The following is a 21,655-nucleotide window of genomic DNA, read 5'->3' on the forward strand; positions in this document are numbered from 1 at the left end:
TTTGTTTTGCATTCTGGCACGGGTGTTGCATAATATTAACCAGTGGCTCATTCACCTTCTTATGTCAGCCCCTTCGGGACGCGCTACATAAACTTCGAATGACGCACAAAAAGGTGCCTGCCGTCCAACTACTGATCATAGCGATGCTTTATCAGGCCAGGGCGAAACGTCGAGTTAGGCACCGCCTCATTCCATGACAAAGCCGGGTTTTTACCCGGCTTTGTTGTATCTGAAGGGCAGACTCAGTTACGCTCTGCGTAAATCCCCATTAAGAGAGTAATGCGTTGAAACGCTGGCCCGTTTTCCCCCGCTCCCTGCGGCAGCTCGTCATGATGGCCTTCCTGCTGATCCTGCTGCCGCTGCTGATCCTTGCCTGGCAGGCGTGGCAAAGTCTGAACGCGCTGAGCGCGCAGGCGGCTTTGACCAACCGTACGACGCTCATCGACGCCAGACGCAGTGAAGCGATGACCAACGCCGCGCTGGAGATGGAGCGTAGCTATCGTCAGTATTGCGTGCTTGACGATCGGACGCTGGAAAAGGTTTATCAGAGTCAGCGTAAACGCTACAGCGAAATGCTGGACGCTCACGCGGGGGTCTTACCTGACGACAAGCTGTATCAGGCGTTACGTCAGGATTTGAACGATCTCGCGCAGCTGCAGTGCAGTAACAGCGGCCCGGATGCCGCCGCCGCCGCGCGCCTCGAAGCTTTTGCCAGCGCCAACACCGAGATGGTGCAGTCAACGCGCGCGGTGATTTTCTCTCGCGGCCAGCAGCTCCAGCAGGAGATTGCCGAGCGCGGCCAGTTCTTCGGCTGGCAGGCGCTGGTGCTGTTCCTGGTGAGCCTGGGGCTGGTTCTGCTCTTTACCCGCATGATCATCGGCCCGGTGAAGGGCATTCAGCGTATGATCAACCGTCTGGGGGAGGGGAAATCGCTCGGGGATACGGTCGCCTTTAAAGGTCCGCGCGAGCTGCGATCCGTAGGCCAGCGCATTATCTGGCTGTCCGAGCGCCTGGCGTGGCTCGAATCACAGCGCCATCAGTTCCTGCGCCATATCTCTCATGAGCTTAAAACGCCGTTGGCCAGCATGCGCGAAGGGACGGAGCTGCTGGCGGACGAAGTGGCCGGGCCCCTTACGCCAGAACAGAAAGAGATTGTCGAGATCCTGGATAACAGCAGCCGCAATCTGCAAAAGCTGATTGAGCAACTGCTGGATTACAACCGCAAGCTGGCTGACGGGGCGGTCGTACTGGAAAACGTTGAAATTGAGCCGCTGGTGGATATGGTGATCTCCGCCCACAGCTTGCCAGCAAGAGCTAAAATGATGCATACCGGCGTCGAGCTGAATGCGCCTGCGTGCCTGGCTGAACCCATGCTGCTGATGAGCGTTCTGGATAATCTTTACTCCAATGCGGTGCACTATGGTACTGAATCCGGTAACATTTATATCCGAAGTAATACGAATGGTTCACGGGTGTTTATTGACGTCGCAAACACCGGCTCCCCGATCCCCGATGACGAAAAAACCATGATCTTCGAACCCTTTTTCCAGGGGAGTCATCAGCGGAAAGGCGCGGTTAAAGGAAGCGGTCTGGGCTTGAGCATCGCCCGGGACTGCATACGACGCATGCAGGGTGAGCTAAACATTGCCGCGGACGAACGTTCAGACGTTTGCTTCCGTATCGAACTGCCCGTGAGCCGGAAAAATCAATAAAATGAATCTATGTCTGGTGAGTATGTCACACGTCTTTTTCCGCGCCGTACGCGCGGTGTTTTCCTGCAACACGCTTCGCCTGAGCCTGCCCTGTTTGTTTCTGGCAGGGTGTGTTTCCCATGCGCCACAAAGTGCAATTAGCGATAAACAAGAAGATAAATGGCCCGATAACCAGCTGGCAGATTTCCTCTCAACCCGCTGTGACGACATCTGGAACCTGTCAGGACATGACGTTGAAAGCAACCCGCTGTTCTGGCTGCGCGGAATAGATTGTGCCCAGCGTCTTGCGCCGGTAGACGCCCGCTCGAAGGCGGCGATGCTGGATGACGACACCTGGCAGGACGCGTTCAAGCGCGGGATTTTACTCGCAGATGCGAAAATCACTCCCGTTGAACGCCGCGTCAATGTGACCCGACTGGACAGGTACGTGGTCAATCTTCCCGTGCAGGTACGCCCGGTATACCAGCTCTGGCGCGATGGGCAGACATTACAGCTTCAGCTGTCTGAAGAGCGCTCCCGCTACAGCAAGCTGCAGCAGTCAACCGACAGCGAGCTTGATACGCTGCGCCAACAGCAGCAACATTTACGTACGCAGCTGGATACCACGACGCGCAAGCTGGAAAACCTGACCGATATCGAAAGGCAGCTCTCGTCGCGTAAATATCAGCCGGGGAGTTCATCCGCTGCACCGGACAGCGATACGCCGAAACAAGAGGATGTGAAGCATGACGAGCCGTAAACCTGCCCATCTTTTACTGGTGGATGACGATCCCGGATTGTTAAAGCTGCTGGGGATGCGTCTGGTGAGCGAAGGCTACAGCGTCGTCACCGCTGAAAGCGGGCTGGAGGGGCTCAAGATCCTCAGCCGCGAGAAAATCGATCTGGTGATAAGCGACCTGCGGATGGACGAAATGGACGGTCTGCAGCTGTTCGCGGAGATCCAGAAGCAGCAGCCGGGTATGCCCGTGATTATCCTGACGGCGCACGGGTCGATCCCGGATGCGGTTGCCGCGACGCAGCAGGGGGTCTTCAGCTTCCTGACCAAGCCGGTGGACAAAGACGCGCTTTATAAGGCTATCGACAGCGCGCTGGAACACGCTGCCCCGGCGGGGGATGAAGCGTGGCGGGAGTCCATCGTCACCCGCAGCCCCATTATGCTGCGTCTGCTTGAACAGGCCCGGATGGTGGCGCAGTCCGACGTCAGCGTGCTCATCAACGGCCAGAGCGGAACCGGGAAAGAGATCCTGGCGCAGGCGATCCATAACGCCAGCCCTCGCAGTAAAAACGCCTTTATCGCCATTAACTGCGGCGCGCTTCCGGAACAGCTGCTCGAATCTGAACTGTTTGGTCACGCCCGCGGCGCATTCACCGGCGCGGTGAGCAGCCGGGAAGGGCTGTTCCAGGCCGCGGAAGGGGGCACGCTGTTCCTGGACGAGATTGGCGACATGCCCGCGCCGCTGCAGGTCAAACTGCTGCGCGTGTTGCAGGAGCGAAAAGTTCGCCCGCTGGGTAGCAATCGCGACATTGATATTAACGTACGCATTATTTCCGCTACCCACCGCGACTTGCCAAAAGTGATGGCCCGCAACGAGTTTCGCGAAGATCTCTACTACCGTCTGAACGTGGTGAATTTGAAGATCCCGCCTCTGGCGGAGCGCGCGGAAGACATTCCGCTGCTGGCGAACCACCTTCTGCGCCAGGCGGCCGATCGCCATAAACCGTTCGTGCGCGCGTTTTCCACCGACGCGATGAAGCGGCTGATGGCCGCAGGCTGGCCGGGTAACGTGCGCCAGCTGGTGAACGTGATTGAGCAGTGCGTGGCGCTGACCTCCTCACCGGTGATCAGCGATGCACTGGTGGAGCAGGCGCTGGAAGGGGAAAACACGGCCCTGCCGACGTTTGCGGAAGCGCGGAATCAGTTTGAGCTCAACTATCTGCGCAAGCTATTACAGATCACCAAAGGCAACGTGACCCACGCGGCGCGCATGGCCGGACGCAACCGCACAGAGTTCTACAAGCTGCTGTCGCGCCACGAGCTTGAAGCAAACGATTTTAAAGAGTAGTACCGCAAAATTCGCCTGAATATGATACTGTGAGCAATCGATTACGAGGCAGCTTACAGGCAAGAGTTTAAGGACCCACCATGAAAAAGATTGATGCGATTATTAAACCTTTCAAACTGGATGATGTACGTGAAGCGCTGGCGGAAGTCGGCATCACCGGGATGACCGTGACGGAAGTGAAAGGTTTTGGTCGTCAGAAGGGCCACACCGAGCTTTACCGTGGCGCAGAGTACATGGTCGACTTTCTGCCGAAAGTGAAAATTGAAATCGTGGTCAGCGACGATATCGTCGATACCTGCGTGGATACCATTATCCGCACGGCGCAGACGGGCAAAATCGGCGACGGTAAAATCTTCGTCTTTGAGGTGGCGCGCGTGATCCGTATCCGTACCGGCGAAGAAGACGACGCCGCGATTTAACATTGCCAACGGTTTTGTAGGCTGGGTAAGGTGCAACCACCCGGCGAAAAAAAGCCCCTCGAACGAGGGGCTTTTTCATTACAGCACCTTATGGGGCCCGAAACACTCATAATGAATGTTGTCTTTGTTCACACCCAGCTCCAGCAGCTGCTTCGCGGCATACTGCATAAACGCCACCGGCCCGCAGAGGTAGAACTGCATGTCCGGCGCGCTAAACGCCCCTTCCATCAGGCTTAAATTCATCAGACCTTCGCTGTCAAACCGTTCGGCCGCGCGGTCTGCATCCGTCGGCAGGCGATACCAGGTGTGCGCGGTGAAACGCGGCAGGGACGCCCCGAGCGTTTTCACTTCATCGGCAAAGGCATGCACGTCACCGTTTTCCGCAGCGTGGAACCAGTTTACCTGCGCACCGTGGTTGGCTTTCGCCAGCGTATCGAGCATCGCCAGCATTGGCGTTTGGCCTACGCCCGCAGAGATCAGCGTAACCGGGGTATTCGCTTCTACGGCCATGAAGAAATCGCCCGCCGGCGCGGCCAGATGAACCACGTCGCACACGTTAGCTTCGTTGTGAAGCCAGTTGGATACCTGACCGCCGTCCTCACGCTTCACCGCAATGCGGTAGCCTTTACCGTTTGGCTTGCGGGTAAGAGAATACTGGCGGATCTCCTGGTGCGGGAAACCTTCAGGCTTCAGCCACACGCCCAGATACTGGCCCGGCTGGTAATCGGCAACCGGCTGTCCGTCCACTGGCTCAAATTCAAAGCTGGTAATCAGCGCGCTGCGCGGCGTTTTCTCAACGATGCGGAAGGCGCGCGTGCCTTCCCAGCCGCCGTTCTTGCTGGCATTTTCGCTGTAGATCTGCGCTTCGCGGTTGATAAACACGTTTGCCAGCACGCCGTAGGCTTTCCCCCACGCGTCCAGCACTTCCTGGCCCGGGCTGAACATCTCGTCCAGCGTTGCCAGCAGGTGGCCACCCACAATGTTGTACTGCTCGGGATGGATCTGGAAGCTGGTGTGCTTCTGCGCGATTTTTTCCACCGCGGGCAGCAGTGCCGCCAGGTTTTCAATATTGCTGGCGTAGGCCGCGATGGCGTTGAAAAGCGCTTCGCGCTGATCGCCGTTACGCTGGTTGCTCATGTTGAAAATTTCTTTGAGCTCCGGGTTGTGCGTGAACATGCGATCGTAGAAATGGGCGGTGAGTTTAGGGCCGGTTTCCACCAGCAGGGGAATGGTGGCTTTAACGGTAGCGATGGTTTGAGCGTCGAGCATGAGCGCATCCTTCTGATGTGACTTTAATAATGTATTTTAAATGCATCTTATAAAAAATACCCCTGCGTTGTAAATGGTTCTTTGCAAGATGAAAAATATGCATCACAAACCTGAAAAGAAATCCGCTGGAAAGAGCTAGAGCTTTATTCCTCAAACCCTTGCGTGGCGGGTAGGAAAACGTTTGCGTAAAATCGTTTGTCAAGACCTGTTATCACAGAACTAATCAGTTATACTGTTGCCCGTCGTCCAACAGGACTGCCTTTTCAGGCCAAAATTTACTTGTTAGCTGAGTCAGGAGATGCGGATGTTAAAGCGTGAAATGAACATTGCCGATTATGATGCCGAACTGTGGCAGGCTATGGAGCAGGAAAAAGTACGTCAGGAAGAGCACATCGAACTGATCGCCTCCGAAAACTACACCAGCCCGCGCGTTATGCAGGCGCAGGGTTCTCAGCTGACTAACAAATATGCTGAAGGTTACCCGGGCAAACGCTACTACGGCGGTTGCGAGTACGTTGATATCGTTGAGCAGCTGGCTATCGACCGTGCAAAAGAACTCTTTGGCGCTGACTACGCGAACGTGCAGCCGCACTCTGGCTCTCAGGCTAACTTCGCTGTCTACACCGCGCTGCTGCAGCCGGGCGATACCGTTCTGGGTATGAACCTGGCGCAGGGCGGCCACCTGACTCACGGCTCCCCGGTTAACTTCTCCGGAAAACTGTACAACATCATCCCTTACGGTATTGATGAGTCCGGTAAAATTGACTACGAAGACATGGCGAAGCAGGCTAAAGAGCACAAACCGAAGATGATCATCGGTGGCTTCTCTGCTTACTCCGGTATCGTTGACTGGGCAAAAATGCGTGAAATCGCGGACAGCATCGGTGCTTACCTGTTCGTCGACATGGCGCACGTTGCGGGCCTGATTGCCGCTGGCGTTTACCCGAACCCGGTTCCACACGCTCACGTTGTGACCACCACCACCCACAAAACCCTGGCGGGTCCACGCGGTGGCCTGATCCTGGCGAAAGGCGGTGACGAAGAGCTGTACAAAAAACTGAACTCCGCTGTATTCCCAAGCGCGCAGGGCGGCCCGCTGATGCACGTTATCGCGGCAAAAGCGGTCGCGCTGAAAGAAGCGATGGAGCCTGAGTTCAAGGTTTATCAGCAGCAGGTTGCTAAGAATGCCAAAGCGATGGTGGAAGTGTTCCTGAACCGTGGCTACAAAGTGGTATCCGGCGGTACTGAAAACCACCTGTTCCTGCTGGATCTGGTTGATAAGAACCTGACCGGTAAAGAAGCTGACGCAGCCCTGGGCCGCGCCAACATCACCGTGAACAAAAACAGCGTGCCAAACGATCCGAAGAGCCCGTTCGTGACCTCCGGTATCCGTATCGGTTCTCCGGCCGTGACTCGCCGCGGCTTCAAAGAAGCGGAAGTGAAAGACTTGGCTGGCTGGATGTGTGACGTTCTGGACAACATCAATGACGAAGCGGTTATCGAGTGCGTCAAAGGTAAAGTTCTGGATATCTGCGCACGTTTCCCGGTATACGCATAATTCTTCTGCTTTGCAGAAATAAAAAAGGCCGCGCTTGCGGCCTTTTTTTATGGCTTAACGCCGGTCGAGGGAAATGGCTCCCGGACCAACAATGGCCAGCAAAATAAAGGCGCCAGCAATACTGACGTTCTTATAGAAATTAATCATATTCGGCACGACCGCATCACCGGTCATATCCCAGTAATGGTGACCGATAATCGCCGTGCCCAGCGTATAGAATACAAACAGTACCGCGAGAGGACGGGTGAAAAAGCCCAGGACGATCAGGATAGCGGCAGGCACTTCCATCACCACCGCAATAATGGCCGCCAGCATGGGCATCGGCGCACCCAGCGAGGTCATATATTGTACGGTGCCGCTAAACCCCGTCAGTTTTGGATAACCAAAGATAATAAACAGCACCACAAGCGCGATGCGGCCAATCAGCAGCAGCAGGTGACGCGACTGACCAAAATCGAAATAACGTAGAGTGTTCATGGCAGAAAAACCTCTGCAAGTGGAGTAATTTAAACGTAATACATATTTTCATTCCCTGCCATAAGCCAGACGACTGCACATTATGTTAATTTTTCGTTAATTTATAGCAGGCTATCGACTTGCTTAATTTTTATATTCTCGCCAGACTATGGCCTCGATTTCGGGAGGGATTCATGGTCTTGCATTCCACGCGCTGGCTGGCGCTCAGCTATTTCACCTATTTCTTTAGCTACGGTATTTTTCTGCCCTTCTGGAGCGTCTGGCTCAAGGGTATCGGCCTGACTCCTGAGACCATCGGTGTCCTGCTGGGGGCAGGGCTGGTGGCGCGTTTCCTCGGCAGCCTGCTGATTGCCCCGCGCGTCAGCGATCCCTCCTTGCTGATCAGGGCCGTGCGCATTCTTGCTCTGCTGACGCTGGTCTTTGTTGCCTGCTTCTGGGTCAGCCACCAGTTTGCCTGGCTGATGGTGGTGATGGTCGGCTTTAACCTGTTCTTCTCACCGCTGGTACCGCTGACGGATGCCCTGGCGAACACCTGGCAAAAGCAGATCACCATGGACTACGGCCGCGTGCGCCTGTGGGGCTCAGTTGCCTTTGTGATCGGCTCTGCGCTGGTGGGCAAACTGGTCAGCCTTTACGATTACCGTGCCATTCTCGCCCTGCTGAGTATCGGTATTGCCTCAATGCTGCTGGGCATGCTGCTGCGGCCGTCGATAATGCCGCAGGGGGAAAGCCGCCATCAGGAGAGCGCCGGCTGGCCCGCCTGGCGGAGCCTGGTGGCTCAGAGCTGGCGTTTTCTGGCGTGTGTTTGTCTGCTTCAGGGGGCGCATGCGGCGTACTATGGCTTCAGCGCCATCTACTGGCAGGGGGCGGGATACTCTGCTTCCGCAGTGGGCTATCTGTGGTCGCTGGGCGTGGTGGCCGAAGTTATTATTTTTGCCCTGAGCAAGAAATTGTTCCGTCGCTTTGGCGCGCGAGACCTGCTGCTGCTTTCCGCCGTGTGCGGCGTGGCGCGCTGGGGCATTATGGGCTGGACGACCGATCTGCCGTGGCTTATTGTGGCGCAAATTCTTCACTGCGGCACCTTTACCGTATGTCATCTGGCGGCGATGCGCTATATCGCTGCGCGCGAGGGCGGGGACGTTATTCGTCTGCAGGCCGTCTATTCGGCGGTTGCGATGGGGGGCAGTATCGCGATCATGACGGTATTTGCGGGGTTCCTCTACCAGCATCTGGGGCATGGCGTCTTCTGGGTAATGGCGCTTGTCGCCTTACCCGCCATCGTTGTGCGCCCTAAAGTGGCCGCTCGCGCGCCGCTATGATTCCAGCATGGCGCGAATATGTTCTTGCTGCTGCGCGTTCAATGTCTCAACGGCATGTATCAGCGGCGGCGAGAACAGCGGCAGGACGGTAGGGTAGGGGGTGATAACCAGCGCGGCCTCGCGCGGTGCCCCCTCTTTCTGGAAAGCCTGCAGCGTCAGATAGCGAATGTTGAGCGGCAGCAGCGTCAGCTCGCGAAGCTGCTGTTCAATCAGGTCCTCGGTGGCTTTATCGTCTCCCGTCAGCAGGATCACCTGTTTTTCGTGCAGATCGGTCTCCTGCATCAGCCAGGCGCCGAAAATCACCGCGACAAGACTCATCTCTTCATCAGAAAAACGCAGCCCAAACTCCGCTTCCAGCTCAAACAGCGCTTCCTTCGTGGTGCGTAACAGCCGGGGATAGAGGCGATGGATCTCCTCCGGCAGGCTAGTGTCGATGCCAATCTCAAACAGCGAGCGGTCCAGCGCCTGAGCAAGATGGATATACAGCTGATCGGTCAGCCCTTGCTCGTCGCTGAAGTTCATCCCGGTCTGCGAGCGAAAACGGGCGACCATGCGCACGATGGCCCGGCGCAAGCGCTGGTCCTGCTGGTGTTTATCGAGCACCGGATCGGGCGTGCGGAGCATCATAAACAGCAGCGCCAGAAACAGCTGTTCATCGCCGTGCGCACCCTGCGGCACGCGCCGTCTCCAGTGACGCACGATCTCCTGGGCCGTAAAATACTCCCCTCTCGACTGGGTCCAGCTGCGCTGAACGTGAGAAAACTGCGGCGTATTCCCGAGCTGGTGCTGAATAAGGCAGTATTGTAAATAAAGCTGTAAAAACTGGACGTCGCGGCATTCAAACTGGCGCTGAAGCTTGCGGGAGCAGAAGCCGATCAGCGCCCGCAGGTTCGCATCGTCGTATAGCGGCCGCGCAATGCCGTGTTGTTTAAGCGCGGTTTTTAATGCGGGGGTAAACTGGTGCGAGACAAACTGTGGGCAAAGCCGCAGCGCCCGACGCAGCCAGTGCAGCAGGCATAAACGCTGATTCAGGGCTGAGCCTTCAATTCGGTAGCTGCCGTCGTGGTGCGTGACGATGTCCAGCCGGTGATAGCGCTGGATTTCATCGCGCGTCTCGGCTATATCTTGCCGTGCCATCGCGTCGTCCACCCCGTTGGCAGCAATTATGCTCTGTGCGGTGACGGCAGCATCGGGCAGGTAAAGCATCAAAAGCACCTGGCAGCGGCGCTGCGAACTGGAAAGCACAGATGGAATTTCAAGCGTCGTCATCATCTGTCGGGTATCCAGTGTGAATGTTTGATAAGAATAGCTAAAGGATGAGCGCTGAAAAGCGCGCCGGCAGGCCTTTCACTCAGGATTGCTGGGGAACATCACAGAATTTTTGACGTGAGGAATTGATGCAAACAGTTAAACAAAGTGCGATGGCGTTATTTTTGGCGGTTATCAGCTTCACCGCCAGCGCACATCCTCACAGTTTTATTGACCTTCAAACCGAGCTGGTCACCGACGGCACGCAGCTGAGCGGCCTGAAGATGCGCTGGACGATGGATGAAATCACCTCGGCCGATCTGCTCTACGATGCGGGAAACGCGAAGCCCGGCGATGAAATCTGGAAAAAGCTGGCGGCGGAAGTGATGGCCAACGTGCTTGGCCAGCACTACTTCACGGAGTTCTGGCACAACGGGCAAAAGGTCAAATTTCTGAACCGACCCACGGAATACGGTATGACGCGTGAAGGGCACCAGGCGGTGCTGACGTTCGTGCTTCCTCTGGCGCATCCGCAGCCGCTGGCGGGGCAAACGTACCGTTTTTCCACCTTTGACCCTACCTACTATGTCGACATGCGCTATGACAAAGACAGCGACGTACGGCTGCCGGACGCCCTGCAAAAAAGCTGCAAAATTGGCGTGCACACCCCGAAACCCAGCGAAGAAACGCTGAACTTTGCGGTCTCGCTTGATAAAGAAGATGCACCGCCTGAGGACATGGAATTGGGTAAACAGTTCGCGCAGGAGGTGACGTTACAATGTCAGTGATCTCTTCTCCGGTTCGTAAACCGCGCCGCTGGCTGCACCTCTGGCCGCTGGCGTTCTTTCTCCTGCTAGCCGTTTGCGGTTCGCTCTGGCTATGGCAGGCCTGGCCGCAGGTGATGATGAAAAGTATTGTCTGGCAGCGTGAGGTCAACCAGCAGATGAGCGGTCTGCTGAAGGCGGTGGCGGAGAACCCGACCAAAGCGGGCGGTTCCCTGCTGGCGTTCAGCTTTATCTATGGCGTTCTGCACGCGCTGGGGCCGGGACACGGCAAAATCGTGATAACGACCTGGCTCGCCACCCATCCGTCGAAGCTGAAATCGAGTATCGGGCTAACGCTGGCCTCCTCGCTGCTTCAGGGCAGTGTGGCGATTGCGCTCGTCGTGGTCGTGCTTTCGCTGTTGCAGCTTCCCGCGCGCCAGCTTCACATGAGCAGTTTCTGGCTGGAGAAGGGGAGCTACGCACTGGTTGGCGTGCTGGGGCTGATCCTCTGCTGGCGGGCGCTGAAAAAGCTGCGCGTGCTGCTGCAAAAACCGAAATTCAAAACCTTTACGCCGCACCACGTTCATGATGAAAACTGCGGCTGCGGGCATCAGCATATGCCCACGCAGGAACAGTTGCAGAGCGGTGACGACTGGCGCGCGCGGCTGATGATTGTTCTCTCGATGGGCATGCGCCCGTGCTCGGGGGCAATCATGGTGCTGCTGTTCAGTAAGGTGATTGGCGTGTTTGGCTGGGGAATGCTCTCTGCGCTGGCGATGGCGGCGGGAACGTCTCTCACCATTTCGTCTTTAGCGCTGCTGGTACACAGCTTCCGTCAGCTGGCGGTCAAACTCAGCGGCAATAAAACGCCGGTGCTGTGGCGACAGGTAGGGTGGACAACGCTTGCGCTGGCGGGCGGGGTGATTCTGCTGGTGGCGGCGGTGACGATGTGGTTGAGCGCGGTGCCGGTGGGAAGGGGATTGCGGCCGTTTTAGTTGGGATTCCCTCTCCCACAGGGAGAGGGAATGACCGGGATTAACGCTTTAGCGCATCGCTCAGTTCATCACGCATGTTGGCCAGCATGGCTTTAACAACGCGTGGGTTACCTGCAACGACGTTGCCGGTAGACATATAGTTATGGCCGCCGGTGAAATCACACACGATGGCGCCTGCTTCACGTGCGATCAGCTCGCCCGCAGCAAAGTCCCACGGCTTCAGCGACAGCTCGAAGTAACCGTCAACGCGGCCGGTCGCCACGTAGGCCAGATCCAGCGCGGCAGAACCGGTGCGGCGGAAGTCAGCGCATTCGGTAAACAGTTTGCCCAGGATATTCATATAGGTGGTCGCGTGCTGTTTCGCCTTGAACGGGAAACCGGTCGCCAGGATGGTGCCGTCCAGATCGCGTGCGTTGCTGCAGCGCAGACGGTAGCCGTTCAGCTGTGCGCCCTGACCGCGGGTGGCGGTGAACAGTTCATTACGCATTGGATCGTAAACAACGGCGACTTCAGTACGGCCTTTAATGCGTACTGCGATAGACACAGAGAAGTGTGGCAGGCGTTTAACAAAGTTGGTGGTGCCATCCAGTGGATCGATAACCCATTGAACATCCTGATCGGTACCTTCATGTTCACCGCTTTCTTCGGTGATGATGGTGTGCTGCGGGTAAGATTTGCGGATTGTTTCGATAATAATCGCTTCTGCGGCTTTATCGACGTTAGTCACGAAATCATTGCTGCCTTTCTGGCTGGTTTCTACGGAGTCTGGCGTTTCGTAGTGTTTGGCAATTACATTACCCGCCTTGCGCGCTGCGCGCACGGCGATGGTCAGCATCGGATGCATCGGTCTCTCTCACTGGATGTTAAAGAACAGGAAAATCGGCGCAGAGTATAGCAGTGGGATCGGATTATGTCTCCCGTTTATGATAATATGCCGGAATATTCTTCAGACGCTGAATTCAGACATTAAAAATTATGCTGCAAAACATTCGAATCGTGCTGGTCGAAACATCGCACACCGGCAACATGGGCTCCGTTGCTCGCGCTATGAAAACCATGGGCTTAACGAACCTGTGGCTGGTTAATCCGCTGGTGAAACCTGACTCGCAGGCTATCGCCCTGGCGGCCGGTGCCAGCGACGTGATCGGTAACGCCCAGATCGTCGATACCCTTGACGAAGCGCTGGCCGGCTGCAGCCTTGTTGTTGGCACCAGCGCACGTTCACGCACGCTGCCGTGGCCGATGCTGGATCCGCGCGAATGCGGCCTGAAAAGCGTCTCAGAAGCGGAACAGGCTCCGGTTGCGCTGGTGTTTGGCCGCGAGCGCGTTGGCCTGACCAACGACGAGCTGCAGAAGTGCCATTATCACGTCGCCATCGCGGCGAACCCGGAATACAGCTCGCTGAACCTGGCGATGGCGGTGCAGGTTATCGCCTATGAGGTGCGTATGGCGTGGCTGGCGACGCAGGAGAAACAGGTAGAGCCTAAAGAAGAAACGGCCTACCCGCTGGTGGACGATCTTGAGCGCTTCTACGGTCACCTGGAGCAGACGCTGCTCTCAACCGGCTTTATCCGCGAAGGCCACCCGGGCCAGGTAATGAACAAGCTGCGCCGTATGTTTACCCGCGCGCGACCGGAAAGCCAGGAGCTGAACATCCTGCGCGGGATTCTGGCGTCGATTGAGCAGAAAAATAAAGAATAGTGTCGATTTTCCCCTCTCCCCGTGGGAGAGGGCTGGGGTGAAGGCGTCAGGCCGCACCTGTATTATGAAGGCACAGAAGGTTAAATACCTGACTAAAACAGTCAAGTAAATAGTTGACCATTTTAGTCAGGAATGTCAGACTTGGCCCTGCTATGCAATACCCCCATTTTACAATAAAAAACCCCGGGCAGGGGCGAGTTTGAGGTTAAGTAAGACATGAGACTGACATCTAAAGGGCGTTATGCCGTGACCGCGATGCTGGACGTTGCGCTCAACTCCGAAGCGGGCCCGGTTCCGTTGGCTGATATTTCTGAACGACAAGGGATCTCCCTCTCTTACCTGGAACAGCTGTTCTCCAGACTGCGTAAAAATGGACTGGTTTCCAGCGTTCGTGGCCCAGGCGGCGGTTATCTGCTGGGTAAAGACGCGGGCAGTATTGCAGTTGGTGAAGTGATTAGCGCAGTTGACGAATCCGTTGACGCGACCCGTTGCCAGGGTAAAGGCGGCTGCCAGGGCGGCGATAAATGCCTGACCCACGCGCTGTGGCGCGATCTGAGCGACCGTCTCACCGGCTTCCTGAACAACATCACCCTGGGTGAACTGGTCAATAACCAGGAAGTTCTGGATGTCTCTGGTCGTCAGCATGGTCAGGATTCCCAACGCAGCACCCGCGCGCAGGACGCTATCGACGTCAAACTGCGCGCGTAATAAAACGATAAAGATTTCAGAATCAGGCCGGGGCGGTCACGCCCCGCGTACTCGGTCGTACATCCAGCCGGTTGCCTGATTCCTTGCATTGAAGCGATGTACGGAGTTTAAAGAGCAATGAAATTACCGATTTATCTCGATTACTCCGCAACCACGCCGGTGGACCCGCGTGTTGCCGAGAAAATGATGCAGTGTCTGACCCTGGACGGAAACTTTGGTAACCCAGCTTCCCGTTCACACCGTTTTGGCTGGCATGCTGAAGAGGCGGTTGATATCGCCCGTAATCAGATTGCCGACCTGGTGGGTGCCGACCCGCGTGAGATTGTTTTCACCTCCGGTGCGACCGAATCCGACAACCTGGCGATCAAAGGTGCAGCCAACTTTTATCAGAAAAAAGGCAAGCACATCATCACCAGCAAAACCGAACACAAAGCCGTGCTGGATACCTGCCGCCAGCTGGAGCGTGAAGGGTACGAAGTGACTTACCTGGCGCCTCAGAGCAACGGGATTATCGACCTGAAAGAGCTCGAAGCGGCCATGCGTGATGACACCATTCTGGTTTCTATCATGCACGTTAACAACGAAATCGGCGTCGTTCAGGACATCGCGACCATCGGCGAAATGTGCCGCGCGCGCGGTATCATCTATCACGTTGACGCGACCCAGAGCGTGGGCAAACTGCCTATCGATCTGAGCCAGCTGAAAGTGGACCTGATGTCCTTCTCCGGCCACAAAATTTATGGCCCGAAAGGGATCGGCGCGCTGTACGTTCGTCGTAAACCGCGTATCCGCATCGAAGCACAGATGCACGGCGGCGGTCACGAGCGCGGCATGCGTTCCGGCACTCTGCCTGTTCACCAGATCGTGGGCATGGGCGAAGCGTACCGCATTGCAAAAGAAGAGATGGAAACCGAGATGGCGCGCCTGCGCACGCTGCGTAACCGTCTGTGGGACGGCGTGAAAGATATGGAAGAAGTGTATCTGAACGGCGATCTCGAGCAGGGCGCACCGAACATCCTCAACGTCAGCTTCAACTATGTTGAAGGCGAATCGCTGATCATGGCGCTGAAAGACCTGGCCGTTTCTTCCGGTTCTGCCTGTACGTCTGCAAGCCTGGAGCCATCCTACGTGCTGCGCGCGCTGGGCATGACCGACGAGCTGGCGCACAGCTCTATCCGTTTCTCTTTAGGTCGTTTCACTACCGAAGAAGAGATTGACTACACCATCAAGCTGGTTCGCAACTCCATCGGCCGTCTGCGCGACCTTTCTCCACTGTGGGAAATGTTCAAGCAGGGCGTGGATCTGAACAGCATTGAATGGTCACATCACTAATCGGTACATAAGGAGAATTCAATCATGGCATACAGCGAAAAAGTCATCGATCATTACGAGAATCCGCGCAACGTTGGCTCATTTGACAACAGCGACGAATCTGTCGGTAGCGGCATGGTTGGCGCACCGGCGTGTGGCGACGTGATGAAGTTGCAGATTAAAGTCAACAATGAAGGTATCATTGAAGACGCGCGCTTCAAGACCTACGGCTGCGGTTCTGCTATCGCGTCCAGCTCCCTGGTCACCGAATGGGTGAAGGGCAAGTCCCTGGACGAAGCACAGGCAATCAAGAACACGGATATTGCTGAAGAACTCGAACTGCCACCGGTGAAAATTCACTGTTCAATTCTGGCAGAAGACGCGATCAAAGCCGCCATTGCGGACTATAAAAGCAAACGTGAAGCAAAATAATTGAGGTTTGAGTATGTCGATTACCCTTAGCGACAGCGCTGCCGCGCGAGTAAGCTCTTTTCTGGCGAACCGTGGTAAAGGCTTTGGCCTGCGACTGGGCGTACGTACCTCCGGCTGTTCTGGTATGGCTTACGTACTGGAGTTTGTTGACGAGCCGGCGTCTGACGACACCGTGTTTGAAGACAAGGGCGTGAAGGTGGTGGTCGATGGCAAAAGCCTGCAATTCCTCAACGGCACTCAGCTGGACTTCGTTAAAGAAGGCCTGAACGAAGGGTTCAAATTCACGAACCCGAACGTCAAAGACGAGTGTGGTTGCGGCGAAAGCTTCCACGTTTAACCGCGCGTCATCCGAAACCCCACCGTGGCTTACCTGCTGCGCGTGGGGTTTGTTCTAACAGGCTACCCCTGAGATTGTTATGGATTACTTCACTCTCTTCGGACTACCCGCTCAATACCCGATTGATCTCCAGGCGCTGACGATCCGTTTTCAGGATCTTCAGCGTCAGTATCATCCGGATAAATTCGCCAGTGGTACTCAGGCAGAACAGCTGGCTGCGGTATCGCACTCTGCGACCATCAACCAGGCCTGGCAGACGCTGCGCCATCCGCTGGCGCGTGCAGAATATCTGCTCTCGCTCCACGGTTTCGATCTGGCGAGCGAACAGCATACCGTGCGCGATACCGCGTTTCTGATGGAACAGCTGGAGCTTCGTGAAGAGCTGGATGAGATTGAACAGGCCAAAGACGAAGCGCGTCTGGAAAGCTTCATCACGCGCGTGAGGGGCATGTTCGATACCCGCCATCAGCAGATGGTGGAGCAACTGAACAACGAGACCTGGGACGCGGCGGCAGACACTGTGCGCAAACTCCGTTTTCTCGATAAACTGCGAAGCAGTGCTGAACAACTCGAAGAAAAGCTGCTCGATTTTTAATTTCGGAAGCAATTATGGCCTTATTACAAATTAGTGAGCCTGGCTTAAGTGCCGCACCGCACCAGCGTCGTCTGGCGGTGGGTATCGATCTGGGCACCACCAATTCCCTCGTGGCGACCGTGCGCAGCGGCCAGGCGGAAACGCTGGCCGACGAGCAGGGCCGCCATCTGCTGCCTTCCGTGGTCCACTACCAGCAGCAGGGTCACGCGGTCGGCTATGACGCCCGCGCCAACGCCGCGCGCGATCCGGCCAACACCATCAGCTCCGTAAAGCGCATGATGGGCCGCTCTCTGGCCGATATTCAGACCCGCTATCCGCATCTGCCGTATCAGCTGCAGGCCAGTGAAAACGGCCTGCCGATGATTGCGACCGCGGCCGGTCTGCTGAACCCGATTCGCGTTTCCTCCGACATCCTCAAAGCGCTGGCGGCGCGCGCGACGGCGACGCTTGGCGGCGATCTGGACGGCGTAGTCATCACCGTTCCGGCCTATTTTGACGACGCACAGCGTCAGGGCACCAAAGACGCCGCGCGTCTGGCAGGCCTGCACGTGCTGCGCCTGCTGAACGAACCGACGGCGGCGGCGATTGCCTACGGCCTCGACTCCGGTCAGGAAGGGGTGATTGCGGTTTACGATCTCGGCGGCGGTACCTTTGATATTTCGATCCTGCGCTTAAGCCGCGGGGTATTTGAAGTGCTGGCGACCGGCGGGGATTCCGCGCTGGGCGGCGATGACTTCGACCATCTGCTGGCAGATTATATTCGCGAGCAGGCGGGCATCAGCGATCGTAGCGATGCGCGCGTGCAGCGTGAACTGCTGGATGCGGCTATCGACGCCAAAATCGCCCTGAGCGATGCGCAGACGGTTACCGTAAACGTTGCGGGCTGGCAGGGTGAGATCGCCCGCGACCAGTTCAGCGATCTGATTGCCCCGCTGGTGAAACGCACCCTGCTGGCCTGCCGTCGCGCACTGAAAGATGCGGGCGTTGAGGCGAACGAGGTGCTGGAAGTGGTCATGGTCGGCGGTTCGACCCGCGTGCCGCTGGTGCGCGAGCGCGTGGGCGAATTCTTTGGCCGCACGCCGTTGACCTCCATCGACCCGGACAAAGTGGTTGCCGTGGGCGCCGCAATCCAGGCTGATATTCTGGTCGGCAACAAGCCGGACAGCGAAATGCTGCTGCTGGACGTCATCCCGCTGTCGCTGGGTTTAGAAACCATGGGCGGCCTGGTGGAGAAAGTGATCCCGCGTAACACCACTATTCCGGTGGCGCGCGCGCAGGAGTTCACGACCTTCAAAGATGGTCAGACCGCGATGTCTATCCACGTGATGCAGGGCGAACGCGAGCTGGTGCAGGACTGCCGCTCTCTGGCGCGCTTTGCGCTGCGCGGCATCCCGGCGCTGCCTGCGGGCGGGGCGCATATTCGCGTCACTTTCCAGGTGGATGCCGACGGTCTGCTGAGCGTCACGGCGATGGAAAAATCCACCGGCGTGGAATCGTCCATTCAGGTGAAGCCGTCCTACGGCCTGACCGATGGCGAAATCGCCTCCATGATTCAGGACTCAATGAGCTACGCCGAGCAGGATGTGAAGGCGCGTATGCTGGCTGAACAGAAAGTTGAAGCCGCCCGCGTGCTGGAGAGCCTGAACGGCGCGCTCGCTGCCGATGCCGCGCTGTTAAGCGCCGCTGAGCGTCAGGTGATTGACGACGCTGCCGCGCGCTTAAGCGCAGTAGCAGAAGGCAATGACGCTGACGCAATAGAAGAAGCCATTAAAAACGTTGATAAACAAACCCAGGACTTTGCTGCTCGCCGCATGGACAAATCTGTCCGCGTCGCGCTGAAAGGCCAGTCCGTGGACGAGGTTTAATATGCCAAAGATTGTTATTTTGCCTCATGCGGACCTCTGTCCGGATGGCGCTGTTCTGGAAGCGAAGACCGGTGAAACCATTCTCGATGTTGCCCTGCGTGCAGGTATCGAAGTGGAACACGCCTGTGAAAAATCCTGTGCCTGCACCACCTGCCACTGCATCGTGCGTGAAGGTTTTGACTCTCTCGCCGAGAGCACCGAAGACGAAGACGACATGCTGGATAAAGCATGGGGTCTGGAGCCTGACAGCCGCCTGAGCTGCCAGGCCGCGGTGACCGATGAAGATCTGGTCGTGGAATTCCCACGCTACACCATCAACCACGCACGCGAGCATTGATATGGGACTTAAGTGGACAGACAGCCGTGAAATCGGCGAAGCGCTCTACGACGCAAACCCGGATCTCGATCCTAAGACCGTACGATTCACCGACATGCATCAGTGGATCTGCGATTTAGAGGATTTCGACGACGACCCAAACGCATCCAATGAAAAAATTCTGGAGGCGATTCTGTTAGTCTGGTTAGATGAAGCAGAATAATTTCCACGTCATGCTTCACGTTGCCGATGCGTTGGCTGCGCTTGTTCACCCCGGTCACAGAGTTATCTCTGCTCCCGGGGATTCACTCGCTTGCCGCCTTCCTGCAACGCGAATCATTTAGTGGAAAGAGACTCTATGGGCTGCCTTCAGGCGGCCCGTTTGCTAATAAGGATAAATAAAATGACCGAAGCGATGAAGATTACGCTCTCTACGCAGCCAGCCGATGCGCGCTGGGGCGAGAAAGCCACCTACAGCATCAACAACGACGGCATTACCCTGCACCTGACGGGCAACGATGATTTGGGCCTGATCCAGCGCGCCGCGCGTAAAATTGACGGCCTGGGCATTAAGCATGTGTCCCTGGAAGGCGAAGGCTGGGATACCGACCGCAGCTGGGCATTCTGGGCTGGCTACAAAGGGCCGAAAGGCACCCGAAAAATTGAGTGGGCGAACCTCGACGCTGCCGGTCAAAAAGAGCTGGAAAGCCGCCTGCAAATCATCGACTGGGTGCGTGACACCATCAACGCACCGGCGGAAGAGCTCGGTCCGGAGCAGCTGGCGCAGCGCGCGGTTGACCTGCTGTGTGGCGTGGCGGGCGACAAGATGTCCTACCGAATTACCAAAGGTGAAGACCTGCGCGAGCAGAATTACATGGGCATCCACACCGTGGGCCGCGGTTCCGAGCGCCCTCCGGTCCTGCTGGCGCTGGATTACAACCCAACCGGCGATAAAGCGGCGCCAGTATTTGCCTGCCTGGTGGGTAAAGGCATCACCTTCGATACCGGCGGCTACAGCCTGAAGCAGAGCGCGTTCATGGACTCCATGAAGTCCGACATGGGCGGCGCGGCAACTATCACCGGCGCGCTGGCGTTCGCCATCACCCGCGGTCTGAACAAGCGCGTGAAGCTGTATCTGTGCTGCGCGGACAACATGGTGAGCGGTAACGCCTTCAAGCTGGGCGACATCATTCGCTATCGCAACGGCAAAAACGTCGAAGTGATGAACACCGACGCCGAAGGCCGCCTGGTGCTGGCCGATGGCCTGATCGACGCGTCAGCCCAGAAGCCAGAGCTGATTATCGACATGGCGACCCTGACCGGCGCGGCAAAAACCGCCCTGGGCAACGACTACCATGCGCTGTTCAGCTTCGACGACAAGCTGGCTGCTCGCCTGCTGGCAAGCGCCGCTGCCGAAAACGAACCGTTCTGGCGTCTGCCGCTGGCCGAGTTCCACCGCAGCCAGCTGCCGTCCAACTTTGCCGAGCTGAACAACACCGCGAGCGCGGCGTACCCTGCGGGTGCAAGCACGGCGGCAGGCTTCCTGTCCCACTTCGTTGAGAATTATCACGAAGGCTGGCTGCACATCGACTGCTCGGCAACCTACCGTAAAGCGGCGGTTGAGCAGTGGTCCGCTGGGGCGACCGGTCTGGGCGTGCGTACCGTGGCGAACCTGCTGACGGCGGAGTAATCTTTTTGCCGGGTGGCGCTGCGCTTACCCGGCCTACAAAACCCGTAGGCCCGTGCAAGCGTAGCGCCGCCGGGCAATTGTGAAGTAGCCAAACTATGTCCGAAACCAAAAACGAATTAGAAACCCTGCTGGAGCTGGCGGCGATCGAGCCCGCCCACCGTCCGGCATTTTTCCGCACCCTGCTGGAATCCACCGTCTGGGTGCCGGGCACCGCGGCGGAAGGTGAGCAGGTTGTAGAAGACAGCGCGCTGGATCTGCTGCACTGGGAGAAAGACGACGGCACGTCGGTAATCCCGTTCTTTACCTCGCTGGAAGCCCTGCAGGAAGCGGTAGAAGACGAACAGGCGTTCGTGGTGATGCCGGTGCGTACCCTGTTCGAAATGACGCTGGGCCAGACGCTGTTCCTTAACGCGAAGCTGCCGACCGGGAAAGAGTTTACGCCGCGTGAAATCAGCCATCTGATAGGTGAAGAGGGCAACCCGCTCAGCACCCAGGAAGTGCTGGAAGGGGGCGAAACGCTGCTGCTGTCTGAAGTAGCCGAGCCGCCCGCGCAGATGATTGATTCCCTCACGACGCTGTTCAAAACGCTCAAGCCTGTCAGGCGTGCGTTTCTCTGCTCCATTAAAGAGCGCGCGGACGAGCATCCGGTACTGCTGATTGGTATTGAGGCGGACGGCGATATCGACGAAATTATTCAGGCCGCGGGAAGCGTGGCGACCGACACGCTGCCGGGCGACGAGCCGATTGATATCTGCCAGGTGAAGAACGGCGAGAAGGGCATCAGCCACTTTATTACAGAGCACATCACGCCGTTCTACGAGCGTCGCTGGGGCGGCTTCCTGCGCGATCTCAAAACCAACCGCATCATCTGATTAC

The 21,655-nt window shown here is 57.1% G+C and carries 23 protein-coding genes; 19 read left to right on the forward strand and 4 right to left on the reverse strand.

Annotated features, from left to right (window positions below; all coding sequences use genetic code 11):
* The first annotated feature begins 284 nt into the window (after positions 1–284).
* From qseE to glnB, 4 genes are all read left to right on the forward strand, one after another.
* Positions 285–1,712 carry a two component system sensor histidine kinase QseE/GlrK gene (gene qseE / locus UTM25_RS03135; protein ID WP_023308837.1) on the forward strand — a complete coding sequence of 476 codons (1,428 nt, stop codon included), beginning with the start codon at positions 285–287 and terminating at the stop codon, positions 1,710–1,712.
* Position 1,713: 1 nt separating this feature from the next.
* The gene (qseG, locus tag UTM25_RS03140; protein ID WP_194400139.1) at positions 1,714–2,451 is read left to right on the forward strand and encodes a two-component system QseEF-associated lipoprotein QseG; all 738 of its coding nucleotides are present in this window, start codon (positions 1,714–1,716) and stop codon (positions 2,449–2,451) included.
* Positions 2,438–3,775 carry a two-component system response regulator GlrR gene (gene glrR, locus UTM25_RS03145; RefSeq protein WP_194400140.1) on the forward strand — a complete coding sequence of 446 codons (1,338 nt, stop codon included), beginning with the start codon at positions 2,438–2,440 and terminating at the stop codon, positions 3,773–3,775. The genes qseG and glrR overlap by 14 nt, the downstream gene beginning before the upstream one ends.
* 80 nt (positions 3,776–3,855) lie before the next feature.
* Complete coding sequence (gene glnB, locus UTM25_RS03150) at positions 3,856–4,194, forward strand: nitrogen regulatory protein P-II (protein ID WP_194400141.1); 339 nt, start codon at positions 3,856–3,858, stop codon at positions 4,192–4,194.
* 78 nt (positions 4,195–4,272) lie between these two features.
* Here the strand turns inward: glnB and hmpA are convergent, their stop codons facing one another.
* A complete protein-coding gene (gene hmpA, locus UTM25_RS03155) occupies positions 4,273–5,463 on the reverse strand; it encodes an NO-inducible flavohemoprotein (RefSeq protein WP_194400142.1) in 1,191 nt (396 codons plus the stop codon).
* Between the two features lie 304 nt (positions 5,464–5,767).
* Between hmpA and glyA the strand changes: the two genes are divergently transcribed.
* The gene (gene glyA / locus UTM25_RS03160; protein ID WP_194400143.1) at positions 5,768–7,021 is read left to right on the forward strand and encodes a serine hydroxymethyltransferase; all 1,254 of its coding nucleotides are present in this window, start codon (positions 5,768–5,770) and stop codon (positions 7,019–7,021) included.
* A 54-nt stretch (positions 7,022–7,075) separates the two neighbouring features.
* Here glyA and UTM25_RS03165 read toward each other — a convergent pair whose 3' ends face one another.
* A complete protein-coding gene (locus tag UTM25_RS03165; RefSeq protein ID WP_194400144.1) occupies positions 7,076–7,498 on the reverse strand; it encodes a DoxX family protein in 423 nt (140 codons plus the stop codon).
* 173 nt (positions 7,499–7,671) lie between these two features.
* Here UTM25_RS03165 and UTM25_RS03170 point away from each other — a divergent pair, with 173 nt between their 5' ends.
* Positions 7,672–8,817, forward strand: a complete 1,146-nt coding sequence (locus tag UTM25_RS03170) for a 3-phenylpropionate MFS transporter (protein ID WP_194400145.1) — start codon at positions 7,672–7,674, stop codon at positions 8,815–8,817.
* Here UTM25_RS03170 and csiE read toward each other — a convergent pair.
* Entirely contained in the window at positions 8,812–10,089 is a 1,278-nt protein-coding gene (gene csiE, locus UTM25_RS03175; RefSeq protein ID WP_194400147.1) for a stationary phase inducible protein CsiE, read from the reverse strand. The two genes, UTM25_RS03170 and csiE, sit on opposite strands and share 6 nt — an antisense overlap.
* 125 nt (positions 10,090–10,214) lie before the next feature.
* Here csiE and UTM25_RS03180 point away from each other — a divergent pair, with 125 nt between their 5' ends.
* Together UTM25_RS03180 and UTM25_RS03185 are read left to right on the forward strand one after the other, a co-directional pair.
* On the forward strand, positions 10,215–10,853 hold the full coding sequence (locus UTM25_RS03180; RefSeq protein ID WP_194400148.1) for a DUF1007 family protein: 639 nt from the start codon (positions 10,215–10,217) through the stop codon (positions 10,851–10,853).
* Positions 10,844–11,824 carry a nickel/cobalt transporter gene (locus UTM25_RS03185; RefSeq protein ID WP_194400149.1) on the forward strand — a complete coding sequence of 327 codons (981 nt, stop codon included), beginning with the start codon at positions 10,844–10,846 and terminating at the stop codon, positions 11,822–11,824. The genes UTM25_RS03180 and UTM25_RS03185 overlap by 10 nt, the downstream gene beginning before the upstream one ends.
* A 40-nt stretch (positions 11,825–11,864) precedes the next feature.
* Here the strand turns inward: UTM25_RS03185 and suhB are convergent, their stop codons facing one another.
* Positions 11,865–12,668: an inositol-1-monophosphatase gene (suhB, locus tag UTM25_RS03190; protein ID WP_023308828.1), complete on the reverse strand. Its 804-nt coding sequence runs from the start codon at positions 12,666–12,668 to the stop codon at positions 11,865–11,867.
* Between the two features lie 131 nt (positions 12,669–12,799).
* On the opposite strand from suhB, the gene trmJ reads away from it, so the two are divergent.
* The 11 genes from trmJ (at position 12,800) to sseB (ending at position 21,651) form a co-directional block, all read left to right on the forward strand.
* Positions 12,800–13,525 (forward strand): tRNA (cytosine(32)/uridine(32)-2'-O)-methyltransferase TrmJ, encoded by a 726-nt coding sequence (gene trmJ / locus UTM25_RS03195; RefSeq protein ID WP_033146224.1) that lies wholly within the window; start codon positions 12,800–12,802, stop codon positions 13,523–13,525.
* Positions 13,526–13,741: 216 nt separating this feature from the next.
* Complete coding sequence (gene iscR / locus UTM25_RS03200) at positions 13,742–14,233, forward strand: Fe-S cluster assembly transcriptional regulator IscR (RefSeq protein WP_023308826.1); 492 nt, start codon at positions 13,742–13,744, stop codon at positions 14,231–14,233.
* A gap of 117 nt (positions 14,234–14,350) precedes the next feature.
* Positions 14,351–15,565 (forward strand): cysteine desulfurase, encoded by a 1,215-nt coding sequence (gene iscS / locus UTM25_RS03205; RefSeq protein WP_008502157.1) that lies wholly within the window; start codon positions 14,351–14,353, stop codon positions 15,563–15,565.
* 24 nt (positions 15,566–15,589) lie between these two features.
* The gene (iscU, locus tag UTM25_RS03210) at positions 15,590–15,976 is read left to right on the forward strand and encodes a Fe-S cluster assembly scaffold IscU (RefSeq protein ID WP_003860661.1); all 387 of its coding nucleotides are present in this window, start codon (positions 15,590–15,592) and stop codon (positions 15,974–15,976) included.
* Between the two features lie 13 nt (positions 15,977–15,989).
* On the forward strand, positions 15,990–16,313 hold the full coding sequence (iscA, locus tag UTM25_RS03215) for an iron-sulfur cluster assembly protein IscA (RefSeq protein ID WP_003860659.1): 324 nt from the start codon (positions 15,990–15,992) through the stop codon (positions 16,311–16,313).
* 79 nt (positions 16,314–16,392) lie between these two features.
* Positions 16,393–16,908 (forward strand): co-chaperone HscB, encoded by a 516-nt coding sequence (gene hscB, locus UTM25_RS03220; RefSeq protein WP_194400150.1) that lies wholly within the window; start codon positions 16,393–16,395, stop codon positions 16,906–16,908.
* Positions 16,909–16,922: 14 nt separating this feature from the next.
* Positions 16,923–18,773: a Fe-S protein assembly chaperone HscA gene (gene hscA / locus UTM25_RS03225; RefSeq protein WP_023333038.1), complete on the forward strand. Its 1,851-nt coding sequence runs from the start codon at positions 16,923–16,925 to the stop codon at positions 18,771–18,773.
* 1 nt (position 18,774) lies between these two features.
* Positions 18,775–19,110, forward strand: coding sequence for an ISC system 2Fe-2S type ferredoxin (gene fdx, locus UTM25_RS03230; RefSeq protein WP_003860652.1), 336 nt, complete (start codon positions 18,775–18,777; stop codon positions 19,108–19,110).
* Between the two features lies 1 nt (position 19,111).
* Positions 19,112–19,312 (forward strand): Fe-S cluster assembly protein IscX, encoded by a 201-nt coding sequence (gene iscX, locus UTM25_RS03235; RefSeq protein WP_003860650.1) that lies wholly within the window; start codon positions 19,112–19,114, stop codon positions 19,310–19,312.
* A 180-nt stretch (positions 19,313–19,492) separates the two neighbouring features.
* Positions 19,493–20,779, forward strand: coding sequence for an aminopeptidase PepB (pepB, locus tag UTM25_RS03240; RefSeq protein WP_023308823.1), 1,287 nt, complete (start codon positions 19,493–19,495; stop codon positions 20,777–20,779).
* 95 nt (positions 20,780–20,874) lie between these two features.
* Positions 20,875–21,651 carry an enhanced serine sensitivity protein SseB gene (gene sseB, locus UTM25_RS03245; RefSeq protein ID WP_194400151.1) on the forward strand — a complete coding sequence of 259 codons (777 nt, stop codon included), beginning with the start codon at positions 20,875–20,877 and terminating at the stop codon, positions 21,649–21,651.
* Positions 21,652–21,655 lie beyond the last annotated feature (4 nt).

Source organism: Enterobacter sp. 61D5 (assembly GCF_034107965.1).
Classification (GTDB): Bacteria; Pseudomonadota; Gammaproteobacteria; order Enterobacterales; family Enterobacteriaceae; genus Enterobacter; species Enterobacter cloacae_M.

What these genes read in the sequence shown, in the direction of transcription:
- qseG (WP_194400139.1), top strand. Translation starts at nt 1,714, where the DNA reads ATGAATCTATGTCTGGTGAGTATGTCACACGTCTTTTTCCGCGCCGTA.
- glrR (WP_194400140.1), top strand. Translation starts at nt 2,438, where the DNA reads ATGACGAGCCGTAAACCTGCCCATCTTTTACTGGTGGATGACGATCCC.
- glnB (WP_194400141.1), top strand. Translation starts at nt 3,856, where the DNA reads ATGAAAAAGATTGATGCGATTATTAAACCTTTCAAACTGGATGATGTA.
- hmpA (WP_194400142.1), bottom strand. Translation starts at nt 5,463, where the DNA reads ATGCTCGACGCTCAAACCATCGCTACCGTTAAAGCCACCATTCCCCTG.
- glyA (WP_194400143.1), top strand. Translation starts at nt 5,768, where the DNA reads ATGTTAAAGCGTGAAATGAACATTGCCGATTATGATGCCGAACTGTGG.
- UTM25_RS03165 (WP_194400144.1), bottom strand. Translation starts at nt 7,498, where the DNA reads ATGAACACTCTACGTTATTTCGATTTTGGTCAGTCGCGTCACCTGCTG.
- UTM25_RS03170 (WP_194400145.1), top strand. Translation starts at nt 7,672, where the DNA reads ATGGTCTTGCATTCCACGCGCTGGCTGGCGCTCAGCTATTTCACCTAT.
- csiE (WP_194400147.1), bottom strand. Translation starts at nt 10,089, where the DNA reads ATGATGACGACGCTTGAAATTCCATCTGTGCTTTCCAGTTCGCAGCGC.
- UTM25_RS03180 (WP_194400148.1), top strand. Translation starts at nt 10,215, where the DNA reads ATGCAAACAGTTAAACAAAGTGCGATGGCGTTATTTTTGGCGGTTATC.
- UTM25_RS03185 (WP_194400149.1), top strand. Translation starts at nt 10,844, where the DNA reads ATGTCAGTGATCTCTTCTCCGGTTCGTAAACCGCGCCGCTGGCTGCAC.
- suhB (WP_023308828.1), bottom strand. Translation starts at nt 12,668, where the DNA reads ATGCATCCGATGCTGACCATCGCCGTGCGCGCAGCGCGCAAGGCGGGT.
- trmJ (WP_033146224.1), top strand. Translation starts at nt 12,800, where the DNA reads ATGCTGCAAAACATTCGAATCGTGCTGGTCGAAACATCGCACACCGGC.
- iscR (WP_023308826.1), top strand. Translation starts at nt 13,742, where the DNA reads ATGAGACTGACATCTAAAGGGCGTTATGCCGTGACCGCGATGCTGGAC.
- iscS (WP_008502157.1), top strand. Translation starts at nt 14,351, where the DNA reads ATGAAATTACCGATTTATCTCGATTACTCCGCAACCACGCCGGTGGAC.
- iscU (WP_003860661.1), top strand. Translation starts at nt 15,590, where the DNA reads ATGGCATACAGCGAAAAAGTCATCGATCATTACGAGAATCCGCGCAAC.
- iscA (WP_003860659.1), top strand. Translation starts at nt 15,990, where the DNA reads ATGTCGATTACCCTTAGCGACAGCGCTGCCGCGCGAGTAAGCTCTTTT.
- hscB (WP_194400150.1), top strand. Translation starts at nt 16,393, where the DNA reads ATGGATTACTTCACTCTCTTCGGACTACCCGCTCAATACCCGATTGAT.
- hscA (WP_023333038.1), top strand. Translation starts at nt 16,923, where the DNA reads ATGGCCTTATTACAAATTAGTGAGCCTGGCTTAAGTGCCGCACCGCAC.
- fdx (WP_003860652.1), top strand. Translation starts at nt 18,775, where the DNA reads ATGCCAAAGATTGTTATTTTGCCTCATGCGGACCTCTGTCCGGATGGC.
- iscX (WP_003860650.1), top strand. Translation starts at nt 19,112, where the DNA reads ATGGGACTTAAGTGGACAGACAGCCGTGAAATCGGCGAAGCGCTCTAC.
- pepB (WP_023308823.1), top strand. Translation starts at nt 19,493, where the DNA reads ATGACCGAAGCGATGAAGATTACGCTCTCTACGCAGCCAGCCGATGCG.
- sseB (WP_194400151.1), top strand. Translation starts at nt 20,875, where the DNA reads ATGTCCGAAACCAAAAACGAATTAGAAACCCTGCTGGAGCTGGCGGCG.